The organism is Chryseobacterium sp. MEBOG06 (assembly GCF_021869765.1).
GTDB lineage: Bacteria > Bacteroidota > Bacteroidia > Flavobacteriales > Weeksellaceae > Chryseobacterium.
On the sequence record NZ_CP084580.1, the window covers coordinates 1,900,334 to 1,921,420 of the forward strand.

The following is a 21,087-nucleotide window of genomic DNA, read 5'->3' on the forward strand; positions in this document are numbered from 1 at the left end:
GAAATTATTTGTGAAAATTTATAAATCAGTTTATTATGAGTTTGTTTAAAATATTAACCATTGAAGACGTAGAATCCGAAATGCTGGCTGGTAAAATAGCTGTACAGAACTTTCCGAAAACAATGGCGTTTCCTCTTTCAGAATGGTACGTAAAATTAGTTACCCAGATTAAAACAATAGAAATCTCTTCCGAAGCCATCTTATACAGTTCCATAGAGGCCATTACTGAAAATAAAGAATTTGAATTACCTCACTACTGGTGCTTTGCCGGCAACGGACAGGGGGACCGGTGGTTCCTGAATTCCGGAAATCAGGTTTTTTTCTACGATCATGATTATGATGAAAAACTTGAACCGATGAATATTAACTTTGAACAGTGGCTCCAAATGGCATTTGTTATTCAACAGTTGGACCATTATTTTGAAGAATATGAAGATATCCCGAAACCTGTTAAACAGGAATTTTATGATACCTTGAATACCATTCATATAAAACTCAGTGAAATCTACCCATTTACATTTTAAACCAAAAAACAATGAATAATTTAACAGATTTGGAACAAAAATATAACTTTCAATACCCTGAAATTTACAGACGTTTATCCGAAAATAAGATGCTGGACTGGGGTGAATCCAGCTCAGACTGGTATAAGACGGTTTTTCCAAAACTAACGGAAAACCCGCCATTGCTTTTATTTGGATATGATATTGAAATCTGGAATAATCATCAGCTCGTTGAAGGTTCAATTCAAGAGATGTCAGATGAAGATGATTACAGAAATATTCATTCAGATTATAAGTTTGTTCCGTTTGCTAAAAATGGAGCAGGAGATTGGTATGCTTTTCAGTTTGACTTACAGAATGACGGCGAAGTTCCTGTTACTTTCATACCTCATGACGATGTGGAAGCTGAGGTAATGGCAGGTAATTTTCAGGATTTTATTTTCCGCCAGCTCTTGGAGGCCGTAACTGAAATAGATGATGATTCCATGTTTTATGAAGACGAAGAAGCAGATCTGAAAGAAAATTTACTCAACCAACTGAAAACCCATGAGCCGTATCTAAACCCAAAACAGATAGACATTCTTAAGGATATCTACCAACGGGATATTTTTGAATATACTTACAAAGTCCCTAATGGACATACTTTTGAAGCAGAAGGTCTGGTAACATTTGATGAGGTCGAAGAGATTCTGGCTCGTGAAATAGCCTTCGAGCAGCTCAACAAAAAATTTAATTATACAGAATGCTGGGGCAGTTAAGAGCACATATTGAAAAGATAATCCCTGTAAGTGATGATGAGTTTGAATTCATAGCCTCTTGTTTCACTTATAAGAAATATAAAAAACACCAGTTTTTGATACAGGAAGGTGAACTGGTTCTGTACAACTATTTTGTATTGAAAGGACTTCTGAAGCTGGTGTATACAGATGAAGCAGGAAAAGAACATATTTTAGGATTTGCAATGGAAGACTGGTGGGAAACTGATTTTCCTGCCTATTACCAACAGGCTGCTGCAACCATGTCACTGGAATGTGTGGAAAGCACGGAACTATTATGTCTTCAGCTGGAAGATTATAAAAAACTTTGCGCCAGACTCCCAAAACTGGAACACTTCTTTCTGGAGAAAGCCTATATGGGATTTATTGCAGCCCAGCAGCGTACCATTTCTATGATGACAACAGGGATCAAAGAACGTTATGATCAACTTGTAAAGAAGTATCCTTCGCTGGTTCAGAGAGTTCCGAAGTCTCTTCTTGCATCTTACCTAGGGGTGTCCAGAGAAACATTAAGCCGTTTGTCTTTGTAATAGGTGATGTTTCTCACTTTATAATCGTGATCCGGATCACAGAGGTTTGCCATATCTATTCTGCAATTTTGCATAGTAACATATAAGAAATTGAATACAATGGAAAAAAGAACCGTAAACCCATGGAAATGGCAGGATGAACGAAGCTATTCTCAGGCAGTTGAGGTGAAAAATGTCGAAAAAACGCTATACTGCTCCGGGCAGGCAGCGATAGATTCAGATGGAACATCCAGTAATAAAGATATGAAATCTCAGCTTGAGCAGGCTATTGCCAATCTGGAAGAAGTCATCATGACAGCAGGATATGAATGTAAGGGAATTGTAAGATTAAACGTCTATACTACTTCCACAGAAGAGCTTTGGCCTTATTTTCCTATCCTTCAGGAATGGATATCAAAACATAAGGTCGAACAGGCACTCACTTTACTGGAGGTAAACAGATTATTTGAAACTTTAAAAGTTGAGCTGGAAGCAACCGTTGTTCAATAATGGCAAAAAACTAATCTGATTAATGTAAACCTTCAAAGTATATTTGGAGGTTTTTCCCTACATTTATCTAAGTTAAATCATAATCATTACAGAACTATGAATATTCAACTTTTTTCAAAAAATGCTTTGGTAGGTGCTGCTACTCAGGGAATAGGAGCAGGAATAGCTGTCGAACTGGCAAAATGCGGAGCCAATGTTACTGTAATGGCCCGTAATGAAACGAAACTTCAAAATATAGTTTCATCATTGCCTGTATTACATTCTGATCAGAAACACCAGTACCTGGTGGCAGACTTCTCAGATTTTGAGAACTATAAAAAAATTATTGGTGAATATTTCAGCAGTTACTCTGTAGACATTCTCGTGAACAATACGAATGGTCCCGAACCAGGGCTGGCACTGGATAAAACGGTGGAAGACTATCAAAAAGCATTTGACCTTCTCTTTAAAACGGTCTGTGAAACCACATTACTGGCACTTCCCCATATGATCAAGCAGGGAAGCGGGCGTATTATTAACGTCTCTTCACTATCTGTTAAAGAACCGATTGCGAGTCTTGCTCTTTCCAATTCTATCCGTTCGGCAGTCATTGCATGGGCTAAAACGCTGTCCAATGAAGTCGCACAGCATAATATCACCATAAATAATGTTTTAACAGGTTATTTTGATACAGAAAGAATCCAAAATCTTGTAAATCATGAAGCACAGCAATCAGGCAAAACTCCTGAGGAAATCAAAAAAGCGAGGGAAAATAAAATTCCTATGAAAAGGCTCGGAAAACCGGAAGAATATGGACATCTGGTTGCTTTTCTGGCCTCAGAATATTCAGCTTATCTTACCGGAACAAGTATTCCGCTGGATGGAGGGTTGAATAATACGTATTAGAAAATTCATTTAAACAAGAAGCTGATTACTAAAATAAAATGAAAATTTTAATTAAATATGGAACCGTAGTTTTACTTTTTCTCCTTCTCATTAATTACACTCATACCTATTTTGATTTTACGGCTTCAAAATCAAATATTTTTGTTCTTCCCTTGATAGCAGGATTATTAGTGATCAACTTTGTAATAATTTATGCCCTTGAATCAAAACATATAACAACCAATTGGGTTTTTACTATATTAATTTTGCTTTTTGGAGTTAATCTATATTTGAATACTACTCAATCCAATAAGGAAATTTGGCATGAATACTACATTTCACCAGATCCCCAGTTAAAAACACGTGGCTATGAATTGAAACTTTATGCGGATAAAACATATATGCTTAATGAGTATTGGCATGGAGAAAGTAAACACTATTTTGGTGCCTATGAATTTGAAAATGATATTTTGACTTTAGGTGATAAGACTATAGAGGATAAAACGGAAAGCCAAATGACTTCAGAATATAAATATAATAATGCCACAAAACTTTTTGAATCTATTGAAAATGGATATCCAAACTTAAAGGTTCGTAATGAATAATAGCAAGAATTTCTGTTTTTTATGATATTTTATAAATAAAATCTCCAGTTTCCATGTAATAAATCCTTTCCCTCAATTGTCCTATTAATTATTGGAAAATATTATATGAAAAATTGGTCTTTTAAAAAATGGAACACCGTATTGGGGTGGTTCCTTTTTGCTGTTGCGCTCATTACTTATCTTTCAACAATAGAGCATTCTTTGAGTTTTTGGGATTGCGGGGAATACATATCTTCTGCCGTGAAACTTGAAGTAACCCACGCTCCGGGAGCAGCTCTGTTTCAGATCATGGGGGCAGTGGCAAGTATTTTTGCATTAGGAAATGCCGAAAACTATTCTATTGTTATCAATGCAATGTCTGCCATTTTCAGTTCTTTTACCATTTTGTTTCTGTTCTGGACAATTACCCATTTTGTCAGACGTCTTTTAAATAAAGATTTTGATGAAATTTCAAAACGTCAGGAGATTTCAATTCTTTTTGCGGGGGTGATTGGCGCTTTGTGCTTCACTTTTTCAGATACATTCTGGTTTTCGGCAGTAGAAGGAGAAGTCTATTCAATGGCTTCTATGTTTATTGCATTGCTGGTCTGGCTTGCCACTAAATGGGAAAATGAATATAATGCAGGAGATAGCGAAAGATGGATCATTCTGATATTTTTTATTATAGGACTTTCGGTTGGAGTACATATGATGTGTATGCTGGCAATCCCTGCAATATGCCTTTTATACTATGCCAGAAATTATACATTTTCATGGAAAACCTTTGTTTTTGCAAACCTGATTACATTGGGAATTCTGGCATTTGTCTTCAAATTTATTTTCCCACTGATTATGACTTTGTTTGGGAAACTGGAGATTTTCTTCGTCAACGGACTGGGGCTTCCTTTTCATTCGGGAACTATTGTAGCGTTTGTTCTAATGGCTGCAATCAGTTATGTTTTAATTAAATATTCGGGAAAAACCAAAAGAAAGATATATCAGACCACTGTTTTATCTCTGGTCTATATGATCATCGGTTTTTCCTGCTGGCTGGTCATTCCGATCAGAGCAAATGCTAATCCGCCGATGAACCTCAACGATCCCGATACCGCAATCGGGATGAAAGATTATTACAACAGAGAGCAGTATGGTGACTGGCCAACGACTTACGGACAGAATTACACTGCATTTCTGGACAAAAAAGGAATAGAAAAAAATGAAGACGGAAGCTATAAAAGGCAGATCACAGGAGATATTTACGAAAAAGACGAAAAAACAGGTACTTACAGGAAAACGGGTGAACGTTTCAATTATGTTTTCAATAAATCTCATATCAGCTTTATGCCAAGAATGTTCAGCAGTGATGAAGATGTGATGGCCAATTATATCGCCTTATATGGTGCTCCTGACTTTACTTTCAATGATGACAATGAAGATGTGGCAGATAATCCGCAGGCCAAGAAGATCTTTGAAGATCTGAGGGCTAAATATGAAAATGATTCTATTACCGCTTCAGATTATTTGAAGGTAAAACCTTATAACCTGATTAATGTTCAGCGTCCTTCCTTTGCCCAAAATATGGATTATTTTTTCTCTTTCCAGAATGGATATTACTTTGTAAGATATCTGCTGTGGAACTTTGTGGGAAGACAGAATGACCTTCAGGGACATATGGAAAACACTCAAGGGAACTGGATTTCAGGGTTCTCCTTTATCGATGATATTTTATTGGGAGATCAGGATCATATGCCGGCTAAGTTTAAGAATGAAAGTACAGTGAAATTCTTCTTTTTACCGCTTATTTTAGGGCTTATCGGCTTCTTTTTCCAGCTGAACAGGGATTTCGGAAGATTTTATGCCCTTCTTTCACTCTTTATTCTTACCAGCGTAGGAATTGTTTTTTATACAGGAGTAAAACCGTTTGAGGTAAGAGAAAGGGATTATGCCATGGTAGGATCATTCTATGCCTTTGCCATTTGGATCGGTCTGGGAGCCGGAGCTGCTCTTTGGTTTCTTCAGTCAAAAATAAAATCCAATGGAGTTAATATTGTCTTTGGGCTAATATTGTTGGGAATTCCTTTTATGATGGGCTTTCAGAATTATACTTCACACGACCGAAGCAGGAAAACGGCCGCTCGGGACTATGCGTATTCATTCCTCAGGTCTTTGCCTGAAGATGATATCATATTCATCTATGGTGATAACGATACTTTTCCTGTCTGGGCCATTCAGGAGACAGAAAGATTCAGGGATGATGTGAAGACCGTTAACTTTACTCTTTTGGCCACTCCCTGGAATATTGATCAGGTTAAAAGGAAAACATACAATGCAAAAGGGATTCCGGGTGAATTAACGCATGATGAATACAGAGACGGAGTAAATGATCAGGTTTATCTGATGAAAAAAGAGGACTGGGAAGGCTTTTTTGCCATGCTTAAAGATCAGGGAGCCCCGGAAACGGAATTTCAGGAGTTTAGAAAATATCTGACTCAGGATTCTATGACGATGAAGGAGGCCATTAAATTCTTAAAGGTGAAATCTCCGGCAAAAGATGAACTGCTGAAGATGTATTTCGGCGAAAATGAATATGAAAAATATAATATTATTCCGGTGAACAAATTTATTCTTCCGGTGAATAAAGAAAATGCTGTGAGGGCAGGAATTATCAATAAGGCTGATCTTTCCAACGCTGTAGATCAGATCATGATCAGCTATCAGGGCAATACCATGTACAAAAGTAATCTGATGATGCTTGACATGCTGGCTAACTTCGACTGGAAGCGGCCGGTGAATTTCTCATCTGGAGGAATGTATGAAAGTGAAAATATATTTTATCTTGATGACTATCTGCAGTTTGATGGTTTCAGCTACAGGCTCGTTCCTATTCGTACCCCTCAAAGTCCGGATGGGGATAAAGGAAGGGTAGACGCCATCTCTCTTTACCATGTGGTGAAAAATTTCAGATGGGGGAATTTTAAAGACCTTAGTATTTATTATGATGAAACCGCTACCTCCAATATATTTGGTTACAGAATGTCGGTAAGCAGAGCTGTTTCAGCACTGGTTGTGAACGGACAGAAAGAAAAAGCACTGGAACTTTTAGATCTTGCCGCAAAAGAAATTCCTGTAGAAAAGTATAATGATCCACGTTCGTTAAGTTCAATGGTGACGGGGTATATTGTTGCCGGACAGGAACAGAAAGGTCTTCAGCTGGCGGAAGTACTTAAAAAAGGAATAATTGAAGAATATGACTATTACCATAATCTCTCTCCAAAATTTCAGGCCGCAGCCAGAAAACAAATGCGCTCAAAGCCTATGGAATATGCTCTTGTAGTTTCCGCTGTCACAGAAGCCTACAGAACATTAGGACAGAATGAAAAAGCTCATACTTATCTTTTAAAATCTGTTGAACCTATTGATAAAAAATTCAGTATTTTCATACAGGGTCTTCAGCAAATGGGTAAAGAAAAAGCCATGAAAGAATCTGAGAAAGTTCAGCAGATTGCTCCTTTTTATCAGTATTTGTTTAATGTGATGGAACCTTTTGATTCCACTTATTCTAAAAAGAAGGAGAGTCAGATTACTTCTGCGATGATCAGAGCGACACAGTGAGGTGAAAATTAAAATTAAAAATGAGAATGAAGAATGTAAGTTAGCTGTTTAAAATAAAAAAGCCTTTGAACTTAAAATTTAAAGGCTTTTTATCATCTTTTAAGACACTTTAGCAAACTCTTTTTCCAATTGTATCGCTTTTGGGAAGAGAATGTTATTTTCCAGATGGATGTGCTTATGCAGATCGTTTTCAAAATCCTGGAGCATGGCGAAAGCAACTTTATAAGTGTTGCAGGCATCAGCTGGCGGAAGATATTCATCGGTGATTTCTGCAATTTTTCTGAAACGCTCACCTTCCACAGTATGCTCATGCTGCATGATATGCACAGGGTTTTCTACAGTCCCGAAAACAGTTTGTGGCAGGGCAGCTCCGGATAATTTAGCTTTCATCATATTTCGTACAAAAGGAAACAGAATCAGTTCTTCTTTTTTCATATGAGCGGCCAGATCATGAGCGGAGTCATTAAATAAAGTGCTGATTTCAAATAATTCCGGATGCCTGTCACCGTGAACTTTACATAGTTTGTCAAGAAAATCCTGAAGAACAGATGTTTTATCTTCTACATAACGGTGGTGCTTTTTCTCAATATAATCTGTCAGGAGGTCAAGCGGCCAACTGTTGAAATCTATGGATGCACCTTCGTTTTCAGGAAGGGTTTCCAGTTCTTCGTAGATCTTTTCCGGTTTGAGTTTCTTTTGAGAGCAGGCTTCTTCTATCGTTCTTCCACCTTTGCAGCAGAAATCAATTCCATATCTTTTAAATACAGCTGCAGCCCTGAAATCTTCAGCAACGATGTCTCCTATAAAATCTGTTCTTGTATTCATAATATAATATTTTTTTGTCTTTTGTTATTTTAAAATTTTTTATTGTTTTTTAAGGGATAAAATATACTTTACCATCAGTTTAGCATTGTCTTTACTTAATCCTGTATGAGCGGTCATAGGAATTTCGCCCCAGTTTCCTTTACCTCCGTCAATAATTTTCTGCGCCAGCATATCGAGATCAGCCTCAGAATATTTCTCTGCAACTTTCTGATATGAGGGGCCTATTAATTTTGCATCTACTTTGTGGCAGGTAAGGCAGTCTGTTCCTTCAATCAGTTTCAAGCCTTCATCATTGGAAACTTTGGCAGAAACTACTGGTGCGGGAGGGGTCTCAACAGTCTGAGGAGCGGATTCGGAAGAATAAGGTTCCGGCTGTGGAATGGGAGTAGTTTCAGGTTTGGAACATGAAAAAATAAGTACAGATACAATCAATATCATTGCGTAATTTAAAAATGGTGTCTTCATAATAGAGATGATTTGTTATTAAATAATATGTTTTTTAAACTATAAGATAACTGCCAGCGTCAGTATCACAGCTTTTGCAGTTTCTGCGTAAATAAAAAAGTCGTGGAGTGGAGTAGGCGGTAATAATTTCCCTGATGAAAGTAAATCTACACGGGAATCCAAAACCGGAAGTATCCAGAATTTTTCAAGAATAAGAATGAAAATCAGAAGTCCTATGGTTATAAAATCCAATTTTGTATAATTTCTACGGCTGATGAACATGAACATGAAAATCAGAAGAAGGAATCCTCCTTGTATATTTGTTGAAATCCCAAATATGAGTTTTCCCAATTCTAACGCTGTCGGGAGCGTCATCCCCGGCACCTGAAATTTCAGAGGAGTCTCTAAAAAACTGACGGTGATAAACATTCCGGCCATCAGACAATACAGCATTAGTACTAAAGGGTTTTTAAGGCATAACTTCATTTTTTTATTTAATATATTAAGATCTTTTTATCTTTTATTATTGTAATTTTTTTTACACTTTTAGGTGGGTTAAATTTAAATCAAGATTATCAACGAACATTTGTATTCTGGAAGTTTCAAGCATAATGCGGAGATCCTGTCTGATGCTTTTAAACTGCTCATGAAGTGGACATGGGTGCGTTTCTGAACATTGTTCGAGTCCCAGACCACAACCGGAAAAAAGCTTATCACCATCAATTTCTTTGACAATATCGGCAATACTTGTATTCAGGTTTTTATGATCCATATAGAAACCTCCGTTCGGTCCTTTGGCCGACTGTACAAATCCTTTTCTGCTCAGATCCTGTAAAATCTTTGCGATAAAATGCTCCGGCGAATTAATACTTTTTGAAATATCTTTAATTCCTACGCGGCCACCATCTTTAGACTGCTGGGCGATGTAAATTAAAGCTCTTAAAGCATATTCGCAGGTTTTTGAAAACATTGTGCTGAATTTTATAATACAAAGGTAGTAACTTATTTTTAATAGAAGATAAAAAACTCTTTTATTTTTTTAAGCCTGCTAAAGATCATACTTCTACTCTTTATCCGGCAGGATTTCTGAAAGATTTACTGCTCTTTCTTAAGTCTGATGGTCTGGATTGCGTAAACTCGTGAAAAGTGTCGCTGAATGCACTGATTGAGCTGTATCCCACATCATCTGCAATTTCATTGATGGGTTTATCTGTGTTGAGAAGGAGTTCAATAGCTTTGATGATCCTTAAAGTTTTCAGATACTGAAGAAAGGAAATATCCATATCGGATTTGAATAAGCGGGATATGGAACGTTCGCTCAACCCGAATCTGGTACTTACATTGGCAAGTGTATGTTTCTCACCGATATTCCATTCAAGATAAGAGGTAATTCTCTGCATCTGCTTATTATGAGTGGATGGGAGAATGATAGGCAAAGGCTGTTTGTGCGTTTTGGGCAGTATTTTTTTTAAGGCAATGAGAAACTCAAAATTTTCATCTTTTTCTGTGACATGCTTTTCGTCCCATATCTCTGTATATCTGATCATCTGGATCAAAAGTTCTGAAGCCGGATAAATTCCCAGTCTTCCATAGAAAGGATCAGAATCATCATCATGAGCATAGAAATACAGCGAATGCAGAACCGTAGCAGTATGGCCTATTTCCAGGATATGTTCCATCCCCTGAGGAATCCAGAAGAAATGCCTGGCAGGAACTACATAGGTCCGGTTGTTGATCGTAATATATGCTATTCCACCTTCTACATAGCTCAACTGTCCTTTTGTATGCTTGTGAAATGGAATCAGCTTTTCAGATTTTTCGTGCATGACGAATACACTTTTATCATGTTCATCTATATGCGGAAGTGTTGCAATAAGTCCCATTGAAGTATTAAAATGATGATGAATATGCAAATATAATCATTTGGCCGGAATCATGTAAAACTTGACTATTTTAGATAAAAATAATCTCCAGATTGCCAATAAATTTGCAGAGCAATAATTCGAAAAATTCAGATGAAAATTTATCTCACCGGACTGCTGATGCTGGGAACTTCCTACACAATATCGGCAGGCAGCTCCAGAATTGATACCATACGTTTATCCCTAAAAGATGCATGGCACAGAGCTGAAGAAAACAGCCGTCATATTAAAATCAATACCCTCAGTACAGACATTGCCGAAGCAGAAGTAAAAGATGCCAAAAGAGAACGGCTTCCGGAAATTGGAGTTAAAGGTTCCATTGAAAAAGCTTCCAATATTCCTATTTATGAAAACGGAATTTTTTCGAAACCTACCCAGCACGAAGTGATCCATACACTTTACAGAGCAGGAGCAGATTTTTATCTGAATATTTATGAAGGAAATAAGCTGAACCTTAAGATTAAAGAAACTCAGACGCTTCAGAAAATTAAAAACATTCAAAAAGAACAGGCCGTTTCTGATATTCATTACAAGACGGCAGCCCTTTATCTTGATCTTCAGAAAACATTGATCTTCAGAAATCTCATCAAAAAAGATATTGAAGACCAGAAAGTACAGCTTAAAGAAATACAGACGCTTTATAAAAACGGAGTCGTACTGAAAAGTGATGTTTTAAGAATAGATCTTGAACTGTCCAAACGTAAAATGGCCCTGGTCACCATTGAAAATGATATTCTGATTGCAATGCAGAAGTTAGATATTATCCTGGGAATTCCCGATGAACAGATCATTATTCCTGAAGAACCATTGAGTGAATGGGATGAAAAAATGACATATAATGAGTATTTGAAACTGGCCATGGATCACTCTTTTGATTATCACGTATCAGAACAACAGACCGAATTGAGCAAAGTAAAACTAAAACAGGTAAAAGCCAATGTGAGCCCTAAAATAGGTTTGTACGGAGAGTTTTATTACGCCAATCCCCAGATTTTTCTTTATCCTTATAATCCTGACTGGTATTCATTAGGAATTGTAGGTTTAAAAGCTTCATTTTCCATATCATCACTGTATCATAATACTCAGAAAGTAAAAGCGGCTGCTTTGGAATTTGAAAAAGAAGAAGAGGTACATAAGGATACGGAAGATAAAATAAGACAGCAGGTAAAAGAAGCCTATCTGCGGTATCAGGAAGCCCTTGAACAGATAAAGGTAGCAGAAACCAACGTTGTCCAGGCCAAAGAAAATGCAAGGATTATGAAAAACACGTATTTCAGCCAGACTTCCCTTATTACCGATCTGCTGGATGCAGATATACAGCTTCTGCAGACCAAATTTGAACTGGAAGCAGCGAAGATTATGGCACAAAACAATTATTATCTATTACAAAATATTACTGGCACTTTATAATACAATGAAAAAAAAATATACCCCTACCGACAGGCTGATTACAAAAATCACAGGATGGATTTCAGTCTTAATCGTTGCTGCACTTATTATCTGGGGAGGTTTTACCCTTAAAAATTATTATCGGTACGAGCAGACCAATGATGCTCAGGTGCAGGAATACGTTAATCCTGTTATTTCAAGAGCAGGCGGATTCATTGTAGAAGTAAAATTTGAAGAAAATCAGGAAGTAAAAAAGGGCGATACTCTTTTGGTGATTGACAACCGGGAGTATGTTCTTCAGCAAAAACAGACTCAGGCAGCTCTTCAGAAAGCCTATGCAGAATTGAAAGTACTGGCAAGCAATACAGGTACCACAGCTAAAGAAGCCGCAGCATCACAGGCTCAGGTAGAGGCCAGTAAAGCAAAAGTATGGAAACAGGAGCTTGACTATAAAAGATACGAAAAGCTTTACAATGAAGAATCTGCAACCAAACAAAGGCTTGAAGATGCAAAAGCCTCATTGGATATCAATGAAAGTGATTACAAATCTTCCCAGGATAAGTATGCAGCATCCGTTTCTAAAATCAATGATATTCAGGCTGAAAAAACAGTTGTTCAGGCTGAAATTGTAAGGCTGGAAGCTTTACTGGACCGCCATAAACTGGATGTCAGTTATACAGCTGTTACCGCTCCATATGATGGAAGAATGGGAAGAAGAACTGTTGAAACGGGCCAAATGATTGAAGCTGGAGAAACGCTTGCATTTATCGTCAACAATGAAACCGACAAATGGGTCGTAGCCAATTATAAAGAAACGCAGATTAAAGATATGCATATTGGTGATCATGTGAAAATTGTGGCCGACTCTTATCCTGATAAAGATTTTCAGGGAACTATTATATCACTTTCTCCGGCTACCGGATCAAGTTTTTCATTGCTTCCTCCTGATAACTCCACCGGAAATTACGTAAAAATCGTACAGAGAATTCCAGTGAGAATCAGAGTGGATGGTAAAAGAAACGAAATTGATGTCCTTAAAGTAGGGATGAACGTGAATGTATATGCTGCTAAAAAGCATTCTAATGGTTAAAAGAAAAACACCTTTTTTCAAAAGATGGGCTCCTGAATGGCTGGTGAAAATTATACTTTTCTCCATGACCCTACCTGGAATCATTATATTCTTTCTGCCATTATCCAATGTCAATGCTGCGGCAGGATACTATGGCTGTGAGCCTGCCGATATTCAGTTTTCTGTAGCGCTGTTCTATGCCGGATATGTTGGCTTTTACAGCTTGGAAAGAAGATTTTTCAGCTTTCTGGCGGCCAAAGAATATTTTCTTTTATTCACAACATTACAGATACTGGCCTGCCTGATCTGCTATTTTACCCGCGAGGTGTATATTCTGTTTCCGGTACGTTTTGTTCAGGGAATGTTGTTTGCAGGGAATGTCAACTTATCGCTTACCCAGATATTCACAAGACTGAGCAGTGAAAGAGGTCGGGAAATCAGTTTTTCCGTGTTCTTTGGGATTCTGCTTTGTGCTATGCCTTTCAACAATCTGATCACGGCGGATCTTATTGATTCTTATAATTTTAATATTGTCTATAAAACGGCAATATTCTCCTATCTTCCGGGACTGGTTTTCCTGACCCTTGCCATGAGCAATTACAGAAGCCATGCAAGATTTCCGCTCTATAAACTGGATTGGGAAAGCTTTGTGCTTTTGAGTATCATATTGGTATTAATCGGGTATATCACCATTTTCGGGCAGGAATACTATTGGCTGGAGGATAACAGAATTTTAGGCAGCGTTATCGGAATTATAATCGTGGGGGCCATCTCTGTTTTCCGCCAGAATACGATTAAAAGACCCTATATTGATTTGAGAATCTTCAGATACCGAAATTTCAAAGTGGGTTTACTGATTCTTTTTGTCATGTATATTTGCCGCTTTGCTTCCGGGATTACGAATAATTACTTTGCGGCAGAACTGCATTTGGACCCTTTTCATATTTCATACATTAATGCTTTTAATCTTGCCGGGCTTGTTGCTGGAGTGATCATCGCCTGCTGTATGGTATTGCAGAAGAAAAGAATCCAGTACATCTGGGGCCCGGGTTTTTTGATGCTGCTGCTGTTTCATGCATTGATGTATTATTCTTTTGATGTACAGGCCGATGAGCACAATTATTATATTCCCTTATTCATTCAGGGTTTGGGAGTAGGGTTGATCATGGTTCCTACCATTATTTATATTATATCATCGGTTCCGGCTTCTATTGGACCATCGGCTGCGGCAACAGCACTGGTGGTGCGCTATTTCGGTTTTTGTATCAGCATTGCATTGATCAATTTTTTTGAACTTTTTGAAAAAAGCCGTCATTATAATGCCTTTCAGGATCATTTAAGTGCTGTAGATCCTGATGTTAAAAATTTTCTTCATCAGCAGACTGCCAAGCTTATTGCCAAAGGAATGCCTGAAGACCGCGCTGTGAAAGCTGCCAATAAATTGCTGGTAGGAAGAATGAATGTGCAGGATCATGTGCGTTTTGCTATGGATTATTATGAGATGATGGTGTGGATGCTTGCTGCATGTATGCTGTTGATTTTTCTTTTTCCTTATCTGAACCGTACCGCCCTGTATTTAAAATCCCGCAGGCTGTCTCCTGCATAAAATTGACGCTGAGATTTTAATAAAATTAAGAAGAGTGTAGCTGTTTTAGCTTATTTTTATAGTTGAGTGGTAAGAGGCTGTCTTTCAAAGGCAGTCTCTTTTGTATTGAAAAAAAACATTTTTACCTATCAAAAATGGATTAGTCTCCTTAAATATTTGAATATTTAAGTGTAATGATGTGATTTTGAGCAACTTATTTTTAAAAATGAAATCCCTTTCCTCAAAACCTAAAGATAGTGGAGTAAAATTTGACATTGAGACCTTCATAATCCTGAAAAAAAGTATTGACAACGGTCGGTAATAATAGTTTTTTTACAAATCAATAGTGAATCAACGGGAGTCCGAATTTTTTATAAAAAAACAGATCAGCGTAATTTATTTATAAACAGATGCTTGCTGATGATGATGAAAAAAACAGCAAAAAAATAGTTGGAAAAACTTGGAATTAAAAGGGAAATTTCTATCTTTGCAGTCCCTTAAACAAAGGGATTTACTTGAAAAAGTACGTGGCCGACTCGGTAGCTCAGCTGGTAGAGCAATACACTTTTAATGTATGGGTCCTGGGTTCGAATCCCAGCCGGGTCACAATCAGAAAGAACTATCCTTTGGTAGTTCTTTTTTTTATCTGAAAGGTGCCTAATCGGGATAAGCTGCAGACTGATGTAATGATAAAAAGTGCTTGATATAAGATGTTTCTCACTGCTGATTGAAAGCGTATAAAAACTTTAGATAGTTTCTCTATATCAATCAATGAATTAATTGAAAACACTGCTGTATATTTGTATATAACAAAAATCTGGGCACCAATATGAAATTCATTCATCAGACAGATCCTTTAAAATTTACTTTTTTTGAATTACACCATAGTCCGGATAATTATATGCAAAGTCCCTACAGGGCTGATTTCTTTGAAATGATCTGGCTTAAAAAAAATCAGGAACACGAAATCTTTCTTATCCCTCCATATCGCCTTGCTGAGATGAGCATTGACGATAAAGAGGGCTGTTTAATTGCTTTCAAAAGAGAATATCTGGAAGAAGATAATAAAGAATACGCACTGGATGTTTTTAATCTTTTCAATATGCACGGACAGTATTCCAGTTTTCGTTTAGATCAGGATGTTGTGGAAACCTTTGAATATCTAAAAATACTGATAGAAAAAGAATACAGTCATCCAATGGGAACTTTTCTGGCTTTAAAGGCTTTGTTAAAGGTTTTTTTACTGAATCTTATCCGCATTAACCAAAATTACTTTTTGAATCAGGATGTCAATCAGAAAAGGGTGTATCAGTTTATTATGCTGATGGATGAGAATTATAAAACAGAAAGAAAAGCAGATTTTTATTCGTCAAAAATGGGCATCAGTGAAAAGAGGATTAACCAGATTCTTAAGGATAAAATGAACAAGACCCTTACACAGCTTCTGCATGAAAGAGTCATTTTGGAAGCCAGCAGAAGCCTCATAGCAGGTGAACTCACAATAAAGGAAATTGCATTTGATCTAAACTTTGATGATCCGGCTTATTTTTCCCGATTTTATAAAAAGCAGACAGGTCATACTCCCGAAGATTTTAAGAAACTTAATTCAGTGCTCTAAACTTTCTTTTTGAATTCCGGTTTTTTCAGCGCCGTATCATTGAAATTTTTCAACCGGGTTACCTATTTCCAAATTGTACAGATGGATTGGATAATTGTGCAAGTACATTTCTACAGGGCTGATCTAACTTTGACTTATTATTCATGGCTGATCTTGTAGTGGAGTACAGGATTTTCAGCTCAATATTTAACAAGTATAAAAAATAGTAAGTATGGAATTGACAAAGGAAATTGAAAGCCAGATCTTTGAGAATATTGACGCTCTATTATCATCTAAACCCATATCTCTTGAAGCGGGTATCAGAAGATTGGACAACGGAATGCTTCATGTGGCTATGAGGAATGTTTTACACAACTGTAAAGGAAAAATGCTGGACTGGTGGTTTAAGTATTTTGAAACCACTGCCGATTTAAAGTTATGGCATCCTCACGATCATATAGAACACGGGGGATGGGATCATCAATGGATTAAGCATAAGAATTATATAGGGGCTACTATTCATGCAACAGAATCATTGGGAGATATTCCCCCTGTACCGGCGACAATCAAATTTCATGATCCTGCAGAAATTTTCAGTCCGGAAATTTTAAGAGAAGCTTATTGCAGCGGAGAGGTAAGTGCAGTTATTTATGCCAGAATTGGATTTGGGGAAAATACTCCGGTAGATTCAAACGGAGATCCGGTAGACGGCTATATGTTTCATGTGGTAAGAGATACGGTGCAGGGATGTACACTGAGAAGTCATTTTTTTCTGGGGGCATTAGCAGCAGACAGTGAGCACCAGCTGTCTGATGAAATCGGATTCGGGCTGATGGAGCATTGTTACAGTGAGTTTACCTATCTGGCGCAGATTCTTCCATCTCTTTACTATGCCGAAAATAAAACAGGAGATAAGGCGCCTATTCTATGGTAACTTTCCACGATAAGCTGTCTTTTTTTTATAAAAGAAGCGACATCGGTTTTGAAAAATAAAGAAAAGTTTATAAAGATGCTATGTGAAAAATTTTCATGTAGCATTTTTTCAAATAATTATTGCTCAGCAAGTTGTACGATCCGGTTCAGTTTTGAATTTATAACCGCTTTCGCTTTTGCCTCTTTAAAGAGAATTTTTTTAATAAAAAAAGCTTGAAAAAACTTGGAATTAAAAAGGAAATTTCTATCTTTGCAGTCCCTTAAACAAAGGGTTTACTTGAAAAAAGTAAGTGGCCGACTCGGTAGCTCAGCTGGTAGAGCAATACACTTTTAATGTATGGGTCCTGGGTTCGAATCCCAGCCGGGTCACTAACAATAAAAATTACTGGATTTGTAATTTTATTCACTGCATGATAAAATTCTATCTGCGGAAACTATAAAAAAAATAAGATTAAATTGAGTAGTTTTTAATTATTCAATTTTAATTAAAAAAGGCCGACTCGGTAGCTCAGCTGGTAGAGCAATACACTTTTAATGTATGGGTCCTGGGTTCGAATCCCAGCCGGGTCACTAAAAAGCAACTCCAAAAGAGTTGCTTTTTTTGTTTTCCTTCGGGATGAGAATAAGGGGTCAATTCAAGAAGGCCAGAGGGGGTGACACTGCTGAGCCAATTCCGATGGGATCTACTGGGCTGCTCCAAAGAATCTCTGCTATTTTTTAATTTATTTTAGTACTTTTTAAGCTTCGTTTTTGGATATTTGTACATGGCTCTATTTATAACTTTAGATAATGTCTATCAACTGTATAATCTTGATTCTTCGAAAAAGACGGAGGGAATAGTTATTCTTAGTCAACAAAATGACCCAAAGAAGAAATATACAGCGCATAGTCGCCTATTTGATGGCTTATTACTTGGCTTCATGGTACGAGGATCCATGAAATCGCAAATCCATTTTTTAGAGTATGAAATAAACACGGGTGATATTGCTGTTTTACAACCGCAATTAATGATTGACACAAAGTCATTGAGCGAAGATGCAGAAATACTAACAATTGGTCTTTCATTAGATTTTATTACAGAATTTCCCCTTCTACGTAAGTTTGTAATGAATAACCAAATTAGATGGCAGCCCATTATCAGACTTCAACCCGAAGATATAAAGCTCCAGAATGAATTATTGAGACTTTTACAAAACTTCTATCATAAAAAGCCGAGTTGTAATAAGACACAAATGCTACGGAATCTTGTTATGGTCCTGATTAGTATGATTTCTGAAGTATATTCTAATTTACCGAACAACAAAAGCTTAGTAAAAAACCGAACACATGAGATTATAGATGATTTTTATCGACTAATCTCAAAGTATGCTAACCAACAGAGAAGTGTTGCATTTTATGCAGAAAAGCTACATTTAACACCACAATATCTGTCGGCTTTCCTAAAACAGAAAACTGGAAAATCTGTACTACAGTGGATTGATCATATTACAATTCTGCACGCTAAAACATTATTAAAATCTTCTAATTTATCTATTAAGGAAATTAGCAATGAGCTTCATTTTGAAGAGACAAGTACCTTTTGCAGATACTTCAGAAGAATAGTAGGCGTGTCGCCAAAAACTTATAGAAACGAATAATAATTTATATTCGGCGATCTATCCCACCAACTTTCAGATTGTACGTAAACTCCATTAAACTGTCAATTCCTTCTTTTTATCTCTGTTTAATTTTACAGCATGAAAAAAACAGGTAAAAAAGCAGCTATCGGATTTATATTTATCACGTTGTTGATTGATATTACAGGTTGGGGAATTATACTTCCCGTGGTTCCTAAACTCATTGTAGAACTTATCCATAGTGATCTTAGTGAAGCAGCAAAATATGGAGGTTGGCTCGGTTTCGCTTATGCTATTACGCAATTTATATTTGCACCTATAGTGGGTAATCTCAGTGATAAATATGGAAGACGCTCAATTATTCTAATTTCTCTTTTTGCATTTGCTGTTGATTATCTACTATTAGCACTTGCACCATCCATTGGTTGGCTGTTTTTTGGAAGAATCATTGCCGGGCTTACTGGGGCCACTATTTCAACGGCTAGTGCATATATAGCTGACATATCCACCGATGAAGACAGAACCAAAAATTTCGGTTTGATAGGTGCTGCTTTTGGATTGGGATTTATTATAGGTCCGGTAATAGGTGGTTTACTTGGTCATTATGGTGCAAGAGTTCCCTTTTATGTTGCCGCTCTATTATGTATGGTAAATTTTTTTTACGGATTGCTTATACTACCAGAAAGTTTAGAAAAAGATAAACGTCGCTCATTTAACTGGAAACGTGCAAATCCTATAGGAACATTTAATTTTTTTAGAAAACAATCAAAAATATCAAACCTTGTCGTTGCTTTAATTTTGGTCTATGTTGCTCTTCATGCTGTACAAAGCAACTGGCATTTCTTTACCATGTATAAATTTAATTGGACGGAAAGAACTGTAGGCTTATCACTCGGTTTACTTGGTCTATTGATTGGATTGGTACAGGGAGTTCTGATAAGGTGGACAACCCCAAAATTAGGAGAAGAGAAAAGTGTATATTTTGGGCTGCTATTCTATGCCTTGGGTTTAATGCTATTTGCATTTACTAATCAAGGGTGGATGATGTTTATTTGCCTTATCCCTTATTCTTTAGGAGGAATCTGTGGGCCGGCACTACAATCAATAATAAGTAAAAATATTCCTTCCAATGAACAGGGCGAACTTCAGGGAGCATTAGCAAGTTTAGTGAGTGCTACGTCTATTATAGGTCCTCCGATTATGACCAGTTTATTCTATTATTTTACACATGACAAAGCACCATTTGAATTTTCAGGAGCGCCATTTTTTCTAGCATCCATTTTAATGGCGATTAGTGCAATTATTATATATATTACTTTTCAGAGAAAAAGCAAACCGTGATCTAAAGCATAAAAACGACACCACATAATGAGTACAAATAATCAGTCTTTATCTTTGTAGCTTACCTGATTTTTTCCGGAGGCTTTGGTTGGGCAGGTATATGTTGATCAATTATTTGTATAGATATGCCTGAATGGATTAATATCTTTTAGCTGATTTAATCACACCTCTTCCAGTAGGGAGTTCGGGTTTTGCACCAATGGGTTCACAACGAAAAAGAATTACTGTTTTAGTAATTCTTTTTTTTTGTTTTTATCCCATATATTTCATTACAAGATTGCCGGAATTTTCCTTTACACTGATTTCTTCTTTTATTTCTTTAAATCCTATTTTTCTGTAAAGGTAAAAGGCTTTGTCATTGCCCGGGGTTACTTCCAGCAATATCTCAATGGTATTGAACCTGTTTTTTACTTCATTAATTACCGCTTGTATTAATCCAAAACCTATATTTTGTCCCTGAAAATCTTTTTTCACATACATCTGATAAATATGTCCGGTGTTATTTTCACCTTTTACGAAAACACAAATACCAACAAGATGCAGATCTGCAAAAGCCCCATAAACGAACCTTTCCGGTGTTTGATCTTCAATATCACTTTCTATTCTGAACTTTCCGGTTTTTAAAGCTTCTTCATAACTGGCGCCAAATGATTCCGGATATGTTTTAAGGCTTTCAAGACGAATTGCCCGGTAGATTTTGCTTTCGGCGGCCTGCAACGGTCGATATGTAATGTTTATCATAATTTGTATGAGATTTCAAGCTGCAAATATGCATGTGATTTCCGAAACTCGGTCATACAAATGTAGTTAAATGTTTCTTATCAGTTAAAAAAAGTGAATGCATCATCAGCGTGATTTATTAAAAAATAAATAATAATTGATTTATTTTTTTTATCTCAAAATTTGTAAAGAACATAAGTTTACTGTATTACGGTAATAATGCAATATTGATGAAAAATTTACAATTTATGCTTGGAAAAATAAATTTTTATTCTAATAATTGGCATA

At 36.7% G+C, this 21,087-nt stretch carries 20 protein-coding genes and 3 tRNA genes; 17 read left to right on the plus strand and 6 right to left on the minus strand.

Features of this window, described 5'->3' with window-relative positions:
• The first annotated feature begins 35 nt into the window (after nt 1-35).
• The 7 genes from LF887_RS08710 to LF887_RS08740 all read left to right on the plus strand — a co-directional run bounded on the left by LF887_RS08710 (nt 36) and on the right by LF887_RS08740 (nt 7,358).
• Entirely contained in the window at nt 36-524 is a 489-nt protein-coding gene (locus LF887_RS08710; protein ID WP_236858742.1) for an SMI1/KNR4 family protein, read from the plus strand.
• Nucleotides 525-535: 11 nt separating this feature from the next.
• Nucleotides 536-1,261: an SMI1/KNR4 family protein gene (locus LF887_RS08715; protein WP_236858743.1), complete on the plus strand. Its 726-nt coding sequence runs from the start codon at nt 536-538 to the stop codon at nt 1,259-1,261.
• The gene (locus LF887_RS08720) at nt 1,246-1,809 is read left to right on the plus strand and encodes a Crp/Fnr family transcriptional regulator (RefSeq protein ID WP_236858744.1); all 564 of its coding nucleotides are present in this window, start codon (nt 1,246-1,248) and stop codon (nt 1,807-1,809) included. The genes LF887_RS08715 and LF887_RS08720 overlap by 16 nt, the downstream gene beginning before the upstream one ends.
• 99 nt (nt 1,810-1,908) lie before the next feature.
• Nucleotides 1,909-2,298, plus strand: a complete 390-nt coding sequence (locus LF887_RS08725; RefSeq protein WP_236858745.1) for a RidA family protein — start codon at nt 1,909-1,911, stop codon at nt 2,296-2,298.
• 96 nt (nt 2,299-2,394) lie between these two features.
• Nucleotides 2,395-3,183: an SDR family oxidoreductase gene (locus LF887_RS08730; RefSeq protein WP_236858746.1), complete on the plus strand. Its 789-nt coding sequence runs from the start codon at nt 2,395-2,397 to the stop codon at nt 3,181-3,183.
• 38 nt (nt 3,184-3,221) lie between these two features.
• On the plus strand, nt 3,222-3,767 hold the full coding sequence (locus LF887_RS08735; RefSeq protein WP_236858747.1) for a hypothetical protein: 546 nt from the start codon (nt 3,222-3,224) through the stop codon (nt 3,765-3,767).
• 105 nt (nt 3,768-3,872) lie between these two features.
• Nucleotides 3,873-7,358, plus strand: coding sequence for a DUF2723 domain-containing protein (locus tag LF887_RS08740; protein WP_236858748.1), 3,486 nt, complete (start codon nt 3,873-3,875; stop codon nt 7,356-7,358).
• 99 nt (nt 7,359-7,457) lie between these two features.
• On the opposite strand, the gene ric is transcribed toward LF887_RS08740, so the two are convergent.
• The 5 genes from ric to LF887_RS08765 all read right to left on the minus strand — a co-directional run bounded on the left by ric (nt 7,458) and on the right by LF887_RS08765 (nt 10,510).
• Complete coding sequence (ric, locus tag LF887_RS08745) at nt 7,458-8,183, minus strand: iron-sulfur cluster repair di-iron protein (RefSeq protein ID WP_236858749.1); 726 nt, start codon at nt 8,181-8,183, stop codon at nt 7,458-7,460.
• Nucleotides 8,184-8,222: 39 nt separating this feature from the next.
• On the minus strand, nt 8,223-8,648 hold the full coding sequence (locus LF887_RS08750; protein WP_236858750.1) for a c-type cytochrome: 426 nt from the start codon (nt 8,646-8,648) through the stop codon (nt 8,223-8,225).
• A 39-nt stretch (nt 8,649-8,687) separates the two neighbouring features.
• Nucleotides 8,688-9,113 carry a hypothetical protein gene (locus LF887_RS08755; protein WP_236858751.1) on the minus strand — a complete coding sequence of 142 codons (426 nt, stop codon included), beginning with the start codon at nt 9,111-9,113 and terminating at the stop codon, nt 8,688-8,690.
• A gap of 52 nt (nt 9,114-9,165) precedes the next feature.
• The gene (locus tag LF887_RS08760; protein ID WP_236858752.1) at nt 9,166-9,597 is read right to left on the minus strand and encodes an RrF2 family transcriptional regulator; all 432 of its coding nucleotides are present in this window, start codon (nt 9,595-9,597) and stop codon (nt 9,166-9,168) included.
• Nucleotides 9,598-9,697: 100 nt separating this feature from the next.
• On the minus strand, nt 9,698-10,510 hold the full coding sequence (locus LF887_RS08765; RefSeq protein ID WP_236858753.1) for an AraC family transcriptional regulator: 813 nt from the start codon (nt 10,508-10,510) through the stop codon (nt 9,698-9,700).
• A 132-nt stretch (nt 10,511-10,642) separates the two neighbouring features.
• Here LF887_RS08765 and LF887_RS08770 point away from each other — a divergent pair, with 132 nt between their 5' ends.
• The 10 genes from LF887_RS08770 to LF887_RS08815 all read left to right on the plus strand — a co-directional run bounded on the left by LF887_RS08770 (nt 10,643) and on the right by LF887_RS08815 (nt 20,079).
• Nucleotides 10,643-11,959 (plus strand): TolC family protein, encoded by a 1,317-nt coding sequence (locus tag LF887_RS08770; protein ID WP_236858754.1) that lies wholly within the window; start codon nt 10,643-10,645, stop codon nt 11,957-11,959.
• 4 nt (nt 11,960-11,963) lie between these two features.
• Entirely contained in the window at nt 11,964-13,028 is a 1,065-nt protein-coding gene (locus LF887_RS08775; RefSeq protein ID WP_236858755.1) for an HlyD family secretion protein, read from the plus strand.
• The gene (locus tag LF887_RS08780; protein ID WP_236858756.1) at nt 13,021-14,613 is read left to right on the plus strand and encodes a beta-carotene 15,15'-monooxygenase; all 1,593 of its coding nucleotides are present in this window, start codon (nt 13,021-13,023) and stop codon (nt 14,611-14,613) included. The genes LF887_RS08775 and LF887_RS08780 overlap by 8 nt, the downstream gene beginning before the upstream one ends.
• Before the next feature lie 512 nt (nt 14,614-15,125).
• Nucleotides 15,126-15,198: transfer RNA gene (locus tag LF887_RS08785), tRNA-Lys, on the plus strand.
• Between the two features lie 223 nt (nt 15,199-15,421).
• Nucleotides 15,422-16,210: a helix-turn-helix domain-containing protein gene (locus LF887_RS08790; RefSeq protein WP_236858757.1), complete on the plus strand. Its 789-nt coding sequence runs from the start codon at nt 15,422-15,424 to the stop codon at nt 16,208-16,210.
• A 211-nt stretch (nt 16,211-16,421) separates the two neighbouring features.
• The gene (locus LF887_RS08795) at nt 16,422-17,123 is read left to right on the plus strand and encodes a DAPG hydrolase family protein (protein WP_236858758.1); all 702 of its coding nucleotides are present in this window, start codon (nt 16,422-16,424) and stop codon (nt 17,121-17,123) included.
• A 295-nt stretch (nt 17,124-17,418) separates the two neighbouring features.
• Nucleotides 17,419-17,491 (plus strand) — tRNA-Lys (locus LF887_RS08800).
• Nucleotides 17,492-17,619: 128 nt separating this feature from the next.
• Nucleotides 17,620-17,692, plus strand: a tRNA-Lys gene (locus LF887_RS08805).
• Between the two features lie 194 nt (nt 17,693-17,886).
• Nucleotides 17,887-18,759: a helix-turn-helix domain-containing protein gene (locus tag LF887_RS08810; RefSeq protein WP_236858759.1), complete on the plus strand. Its 873-nt coding sequence runs from the start codon at nt 17,887-17,889 to the stop codon at nt 18,757-18,759.
• 99 nt (nt 18,760-18,858) lie between these two features.
• Entirely contained in the window at nt 18,859-20,079 is a 1,221-nt protein-coding gene (locus LF887_RS08815) for a TCR/Tet family MFS transporter (RefSeq protein ID WP_236858760.1), read from the plus strand.
• Nucleotides 20,080-20,331: 252 nt separating this feature from the next.
• On the opposite strand, the gene LF887_RS08820 is transcribed toward LF887_RS08815, so the two are convergent.
• On the minus strand, nt 20,332-20,820 hold the full coding sequence (locus LF887_RS08820; RefSeq protein WP_236858761.1) for a GNAT family N-acetyltransferase: 489 nt from the start codon (nt 20,818-20,820) through the stop codon (nt 20,332-20,334).
• Between the last annotated feature and the right edge of the window lie 267 nt (nt 20,821-21,087).